The following is a 256-nucleotide window of genomic DNA, read 5'->3' as shown; positions in this document are numbered from 1 at the left end:
CCAACATCCAGACCGGGATGCCCAGTTCCGCTATCTCAACGAGCAGGCCCGCGATCACCGGGAGGCCGGCCAGCCGGTGATCAGCGTGGACACCAAGAACAAGGAGCTCGTCGGCGAGTTCAAGAACAACGGACGCCAATGGCGGCCTGCGGCTGACCCGGTGCAGGTGAACGTCCATGACTTCGCCGACCCGCAGCTGGGCAAGGCCGTCCCGTACGGGATCTACGATCTCGCGGCGGACACCGGCTGGGTCAAC

Annotated in this window: 1 protein-coding gene; it reads left to right on the top strand. The window is 65.6% G+C overall.

What is annotated here, in order from left to right:
• Window positions 1-256: ISAzo13-like element transposase-related protein (locus tag IH68_RS0149250; protein WP_030950413.1), on the top strand; the 256-nt coding region annotated here is incomplete at both ends.

This window comes from Streptomyces sp. NRRL S-646 (assembly GCF_000720765.1).
In the GTDB taxonomy this organism is placed as follows: domain Bacteria; phylum Actinomycetota; class Actinomycetes; order Streptomycetales; family Streptomycetaceae; genus Streptomyces.
Note: the sequence above shows the minus strand (reverse complement) of the source record. Positions and strands in the feature narration are given on the sequence as shown.